At 62.4% G+C, this 5422-nt stretch carries 6 protein-coding genes; 4 read left to right on the top strand and 2 right to left on the bottom strand.

Annotated features, from left to right (window positions below):
• The 4 genes from A2J01_RS21485 to A2J01_RS21470 all read left to right on the top strand — a co-directional run.
• On the top strand, window positions 1–732 hold a 732-nt coding region (locus tag A2J01_RS21485; RefSeq protein ID WP_082900926.1), incomplete at its 5' end, for an ABC transporter permease.
• A gap of 2 nt (window positions 733–734) precedes the next feature.
• Window positions 735–1517 (top strand): ABC transporter permease, encoded by a 783-nt coding sequence (locus A2J01_RS21480; protein WP_231915863.1) that lies wholly within the window; start codon window positions 735–737, stop codon window positions 1515–1517.
• Window positions 1517–2326 carry an ABC transporter ATP-binding protein gene (locus A2J01_RS21475; protein WP_064113529.1) on the top strand — a complete coding sequence of 270 codons (810 nt, stop codon included), beginning with the start codon at window positions 1517–1519 and terminating at the stop codon, window positions 2324–2326. The genes A2J01_RS21480 and A2J01_RS21475 overlap by 1 nt, the downstream gene beginning before the upstream one ends.
• 22 nt (window positions 2327–2348) lie before the next feature.
• Entirely contained in the window at window positions 2349–3359 is a 1011-nt protein-coding gene (locus A2J01_RS21470) for a YdcF family protein (protein ID WP_047271863.1), read from the top strand.
• Between the two features lie 6 nt (window positions 3360–3365).
• Here A2J01_RS21470 and A2J01_RS21465 read toward each other — a convergent pair whose 3' ends face one another.
• On the bottom strand, window positions 3366–4199 hold the full coding sequence (locus A2J01_RS21465) for an NmrA family NAD(P)-binding protein (protein ID WP_003945973.1): 834 nt from the start codon (window positions 4197–4199) through the stop codon (window positions 3366–3368).
• Between the two features lie 14 nt (window positions 4200–4213).
• A partial coding sequence (locus A2J01_RS21460; protein ID WP_197494268.1) for a hydantoinase B/oxoprolinase family protein occupies window positions 4214–5422 on the bottom strand: 1209 nt, incomplete at its 5' end.

The raw sequence follows: 5422 nt of genomic DNA, 5'->3' as shown, positions 1-5422 counted from the left end.
ACGCTCTTCGCATTGGCAGCCGCCTGGCAGATCTTCGGAATGCTCGGCGACGAGGACGTCAAAGGTATTCCGAAGTTCAGCGACGTGGCAGTGGCCCTTGTGAACGAACTCGGCACATCCTCGTTGTGGACATCACTGGGACAAACGGTGACCACCACAGCGATCGGTTTGGCGCTGTGCCTGGTGATCGGAATCCCGGCAGGACTGCTGCTCGCCGCGCACCCGTTCCTGACAGTCTCCTCCCGTTTCGTCATCGACTTCTGCCGAACCGTTCCGCCGCTCGCAATCATTCCGCTCTTTCTGCTGATCATGGGCCCGACGCAACGGATGGCGGTGGCACTGATCGTGGCAGTAAGTGTGTGGCCGATTCTGCTCCAGACGATTCACGGTGTGCGCAACGTCGACCCGGAACTGCTGGCGACCGCACGCTCCTTCCGACTTCCGCTGTGGCGCAGACTCGCTCTCGTCGTCGCACCGGCGTCGATGCCCTACATCTTCACCGGGATTCGCATCTCGGCAACACTGAGCTTGCTGCTGACCATCGGTGCAGAATTGATCGCGGGCGTGCCGGGACTCGGTAAGGAGATCCTGCTGAGCCAATCCGTCCCCGATCGAATGTTCGCACTGATCATCGTCGCCGGACTACTCGGAATGCTGCTCGCCTTCGCCGTGATGGCGATCGAGAATCGTTTACTTGCCTGGCATTACATCCCGAGGAGGATGACGACGTGAAGATGATGTCAGGACTTCGACTCCTCGTGTGGGAGTTGTGGCTGCCGATCTTGATCGTCGTCGTATGGTACTTCGGTTCGGAGTCGAGCAAGTCGCCTTACTTCCCGCCGCTGTCGCGTATCTGGAAAGCGTTTGTGGACAACTGGTTCGGTCCGGGATTCGTCCACGACGTCGTACCGAGCTTGACCAACCTTGCCTTCGGTCTCGCCGTGGCACTGGTGGTCGGCGTCGGTGCCGGTCTCCTGCTGGCAATGTTCCCGCTGGCTGCCGACATTGCCGATCCGTTTCTCCAGTTCTTCCGCGCTATTCCGGCGCTGGCCGTATTACCCGCTCTTTTCATCGTTTTCGGAACCGGTTCGACGGGTAACGTTGCCGCCATCGCCTTCGGCGCGGTCTGGCCGATACTCCTCAACACCCTCGACGGCATTCGCTCCATCGACCCGAGTATCCGATTGGTGGCGCGCAGCTACCGGATCCGTACACCCCTCCTGGTGACGCAGGTACTCCTCCCCGGAGCGATGCCGCAGATAACAGTCGGTATCCGCACCAGTCTCGCGATCGGTGTCGTCATCATGGTCGGAAGCGAAATGTACGTCTCCACTGCAGGAATCGGTCACTTCGTGATCGTCGCGCAACAGACCTTCGCGATCGCCGACATGTGGTCCGGAATTCTCCTGCTGGGAATCATCGGATACGTGCTCAACCTCGGATACGGCGTGATCGAACGATGGTTGCTCAGATGGCAGCCGCGGACCCACGACGCGCTCGCAGTGAAAGGAAACTGATGTCATCCACAGAATCTGCGGCATCGAAACCCGCAGTCGAACTGAGCGGCCTCGGGGTGACCTACGGCGGTCCCACCGGCCGCGAAGTGCTCCGCGGCATCGATCTGTCCGTTGCACCCGGAGAAATCGTCTGCATCGTCGGCCATTCCGGCATCGGCAAGAGCACGCTGATTCGTTGCATCGCCGGTCTGCAGAAGCCGACCACCGGTGAGGTCCGCATCGCCGGGATCGCGATCGATGCACCGCCGGCCACGCTGGCTCTCGTGTCACAGGACTACGGACGCACACTGATGCCGTGGCTTCGAGTGGGCGAGAACGTTCGCCTGCCGCTACGGGGCAACGGTCTGGCGCGGAAGGTTCAGAACGAGAGGGTTGGCGATGCACTTGCCGTTGTCGGTCTAGGCGGTGCTGCGCGTTCCTACCCCTGGCAGTTGTCCGGCGGAATGCAGCAGAGAGTGGCGATAGCTCGCGCTCTCGCCTATCGGCCGCAGGTACTCCTCATGGACGAACCCTTCGCGTCGGTCGATGCGCAGACCCGCGCGGAACTCGAAGACCTGCTGCTGACGCTTCAGCGTGATCTTGGCATCACCGTCCTCCTCGTCACCCACGACGTCGACGAATCGGTGTACCTGTCCGATCGAGTGGTCGTCCTCGGCGGAACTCCGGCATTGACGCAGGACATCGTCGACGTCCCGTTGACCGGAGCTCGAGATCAACTGACCACCAAGGCAGACCCACTGTTCATCAAGTGCCGTACCAGGGTCCTGTCCGCGATCCAGCAGTCGAAGGTGGTGGCGCCCGTGTCGTAAGCGCCTCGCCTAGGCTGGCTCCGTGATCCTTCTCCTCATCGGCCTCGCGCTGCTCGGATTCTGCGGCTACCGGTTCAGGCAGGATCGACGGAGGCTGAGCAACGGCGTCTACCTACTTCTCGGACTGATCTTCACCGGTCTGTGGATGTTGCAGTCGGGTGCGCCGGGAACCGAGGTCCCGTCGTTCGTCATCGCGACGATCGCTCTGCTCTCGCCGTTGCTGGTGCTCATGCTCGCAGGATTCCTGATCGTCAACGGAGTCACGATGCTGCGGCGCGAGGGATTCAGCGTCGCGAATCTGCTCTCACTCGTCGCCGGACTCGGCCTGCTCGTTCCCTACGTGTTGCTCGCATCAGCGCTGCTGACGCAGAGATATTGGCTCGCAGTCGTTCTCGGTTCGTTCAGCCTGGTCGCGTCGTACCTGGGGTTTCTGTTCACGAGCTTTCTGCTCTACTCCTACGTCTACGGACGCCAGAAGTACCAGCCCGGGATGGACGCGATAGTGGTTCACGGCGCCGGGCTTTCGGGCGCCGACGTGACACCCCTGCTTGCCAGCCGTCTGGACAAGGCGGCCGACGTCTTTCGCGCCGAGGTCCGCGAAGGACGTTCACCACTGTTGGTCGTGAGCGGCGGGAAGGGTTCGGACGAGGTGGTCAGCGAGGCGGAGGCAATGTGCGTCTACCTCGTCGATCACGGGATACCGCGCGAGAGCGTGATTCTCGAGGACCGCTCGACCACCACGCTCGAGAACCTCGAGTACACCAGGGACCTTCTCCGTGCCAACACCACGAAGCCTCGAATGGTGCTGGTCACCAGCAACTTCCACATCCTCCGAACTGCGACGTTTGCCCGAAGCCTCGATCTGGATGCGGAAGTCATCGGTTCCCACACCGCCCGGTACTACCTGCCGAGCGCCATTCTGCGCGAGTTCGCCGCCGTCACGGTGGAGCACAAGTGGCTCAACGGAACGGTCTGCCTGATCCTGGCCGCCCTGCCCCCACTGGTGGTCTGGGCGGTCGGAGGCATTTCGTAGCCGAATTCAGCGAATCAGGCTCTCGACGGCCATCGGTCGGCGACCCAAAAGCAGTTCGACGGCCGCGCTGCCGGCAAGAAAATCGTGGTGGTTGTAGAACTCGAACATCGCCGCCAGACGCGAGCTGGCGTTGACGTCAAGGCTGCTGCCGATCTGTTCGCGCCATTGATCCACGCTGATCTGATCTATCGCGACGGTCCGTGACGTCTGCTTTTCCACCATCTGTGCCACCTCCATGACGCTCAGAGCTTGCGGGCCGCCCACCTCGTACGTCGCTCCGTGATGTTCACCCGAGCCCTCGCTCAGTACGACCGCGGCAACAGCCGCCACGTCCGCCAGACTCACGAACGAGAACTTCGTTTCCGCGCTGTACGGCAGGACGATGGTGTCAGACCGACCAGTGAGTACCGCCTCGAAATTCTGCGCGTACGCACACGGTTGCAGCACAGTCCATTTCAAGGGTGAACGATGCAGCTCGTCCTCACACCTGGCTTTGTCCAGGTGATGCGGCATGGACGGGCTGAACGGCCACGCGACGGAGTGATAGACAAAGTGCTCCACTCCCGCCGATGCCGCTGCCGTCAGCGCATTGCGAAGCAGTGCGGGCTCGTCGGGATGGACGTTCGGGGCAATGAAGTACACGCCTCGGCACCCGGCGAGCGCCTTGCGCAGTCCGCTTCCGGTTTCCAGTTCTACCTCGAAGTCCCCGTCGACACGCGCCTTTCGCACCAGTCGCCGAACTGTCACGCTCGGCGGCAGTGCAGCGACGACTGCCTCACCGGTCTTACCCGCGGCGCCGATCACCGCGATGTCGGCGCCGCGAGCAATTCCGTTCTCCATGAGAGTTTTCCGTCCTAGACGTAGTCGTAGACCGCTGAGGTGGCGCCACCGGAAAGCTGCGCGTAGCCCGGACCCCGATCGAAGAAGGGTTCGTTCTCACCGCGTTCCGAGCGCAACTGATCCCGTAGCTCCGTGGTAGCAGCCTCGTCGACGGTCGGCTCGTCACCCTCGATCACGACGACAACGCCGTAGTCGTCGCGTGCACCCTCTACGGAAACCTTGCGCCACTGAATGTCTCGCAAGACCTCTTCGGTCGGGCGCTCCAGTGGATCTCCCCAACCGCCACCACCGGTGGTGCGAATCCGTACGACCTCGCCGGCCTTGATCGGCTCGGCATCGGTCAGCGCGTCGAACTCACGCTCGTTCGGTCCACCCGGATCCAGGACGACGGAGAACGGCCGACCGGCCTTGCCGCCCTTGACTCCCCAGCAGGCGAGGATCGAACGGTCCGCGATGGACATGAAGTGAGCATCCTTGAGCATGCGGATGTGCTTCTCGTATCCCAGACCGCCGCGGTAGCGTCCGGCTCCGCCCGAATCCATGGCCAGACCGAGCTTTTCGACGATGAAGGGGAAACGGCTCTCGGTGAATTCGGTCGGCAGGTTCCGCGAATCGGGAACGACGTGAATCGTGTCCTCGCCGTCGGCGTAGTAGCGTCCGCCGGAACCTCCGCCGAGCACCTCACGCATGAGGTACGAGTGGCCCTCGAAGTCCTCACCGTAAACACCGGTGTACCTGATGGTCTCCTGATCGGCGGGCATGTTGCCGTCCACAGCCTTGGCCACGACGCCGGCCAGCACTCCGAGCAGACGGAGGATGACAAACGTGCGCGCGTTGGTGGGAGCGGGGAAGATCGGGGTGATCAGTGTTCCCTTCTCGGGGAACTTCATCTCGATCAGCGGTACGACGCCCTCGTTGACATCCAGTTCGGCCATGCGCTCCGGGGTGTCCGCGAGGTTACGCAGAATCGGGGCCAACCACTTGATGAGGAAGTTTCCGTCCGCGTAGTCACCGCAGTGGTTGATCGGACCCTTTGCCTGCGGTCCGGTTCCGTTGAAGTCCAGGATGAGTCGCTCGCCGCCCTCGTCCTCCGGCCGCGTCTTCGTGAGCGTGATGCGCTGGATGTGGAGCATCGGCTCGTCGACGCCGTCGTGCTCGGCGTAGTCCTCCCACGTGTACTCACCGACCGGGATCTTGCTGAGGATCTCGCGACGGTACGTCTC

Origin of the sequence: Rhodococcus sp. EPR-134, from assembly GCF_001647205.1 — a bacterium.
GTDB lineage: Bacteria > Actinomycetota > Actinomycetes > Mycobacteriales > Mycobacteriaceae > Rhodococcus_F > Rhodococcus_F qingshengii.
This window is presented reverse-complemented; position numbering and strand designations above follow the sequence as displayed.

Bases quoted from the DNA above. Each gene is read 5' to 3' on its own strand.
- A2J01_RS21480 (WP_231915863.1), top strand. From the start codon at position 735: ATGATGTCAGGACTTCGACTCCTCGTGTGGGAGTTGTGGCTGCCGATC.
- A2J01_RS21475 (WP_064113529.1), top strand. From the start codon at position 1,517: ATGTCATCCACAGAATCTGCGGCATCGAAACCCGCAGTCGAACTGAGC.
- A2J01_RS21465 (WP_003945973.1), bottom strand. From the start codon at position 4,199: ATGGAGAACGGAATTGCTCGCGGCGCCGACATCGCGGTGATCGGCGCC.